Below are 985 nucleotides of genomic sequence, written 5' to 3'. Positions count from 1 at the left end.
CCAGTCCCGTCAGAGAAAGTCCGGGCAGGCGAATCTCGGACACCGGCGTGTTCTGGAGCGTGAGCGACACTTGGAACAGCGGGCTGCGGCTCAGATCGCGCTCGGGCTGGAGTTCCTCCACCAGCTTCTCGAACGGCACGTCCTGGTGTGCGTAGGCACCGAGCGTCACCTCTCGCACTTGCGCCAGCAGTTCTCGGAACGTCATGTCCCGCGACAGGCGCGCTCGCAGCACCAGCGTGTTCACGAAGAACCCAATCAAGCCTTCCAACTCGGTCCGAGTCCGCCCCGCGATAGGCGATCCCACGCTCACATCGCTCTGCCCCGAGTAGCGCGACAGCACGGCTTGGAATGCCGCCAGCAACACCATGAACGGTGTCGCTCCTTCGCGCTGAGCAAGCTCGGAGAGATTGCTCCACAGCGCCAGCGGCCAGGAAACCGTTCGAACCGAACCTCGGAAGGATTGCGTCGGCGGACGAGGGCGATCCGTCGGCAGCTCCAGCGCCCGGGAAGCCCCTTGCAACTGAGCACGCCAGTACGCGAGCTGAGACTCCAGGACTCCGCCCGTCAGCCATTCGCGCTGCCAGACGGAGTAGTCCACATACTGCACCGGCAACTCGGGCAGTGACGCGCTGGCCTGTCGCGTGAACGCGTCGTAGAGGGCGGTGAGTTCCCGGACGAGAATCTCCATGGACCAGCCGTCCGACACGATGTGGTGCATCACCAGCACCAAGACGTGCTCCTGATCAGACAGCCTCAACAGGGTCGCGCGGAGCAGCGGTCCAGACTGAAGGTTGAAGGAACACCGTGCGCTGCGCGCGACCGAACTCCGCACCTCCGCGTCGCGTTCGGAGTCCGCGACACCACTCAGATCGACGCGCTCCCACGGGATGCGAGCCTGGGATGCGATGAGCTGAACCGGATCACCGTCGTGGGTTCCAAACGTGGTGCGCAGGGCCTCGTGCCGCTGAACGAGCGCCTCGAAGCT

1 protein-coding gene is annotated in these 985 nt (G+C 64.9%); it reads right to left on the bottom strand.

The window, feature by feature from the left end; genetic code table 11:
- The coding region (locus JGU66_36340) for a non-ribosomal peptide synthetase (protein MBJ6766246.1) at window positions 1-985 on the bottom strand (985 nt) is incomplete at both ends.

Source organism: Myxococcaceae bacterium JPH2 (assembly GCA_016458225.1).
Classification (GTDB): domain Bacteria; phylum Myxococcota; class Myxococcia; order Myxococcales; family Myxococcaceae; genus Citreicoccus.
This window is presented reverse-complemented; position numbering and strand designations above follow the sequence as displayed.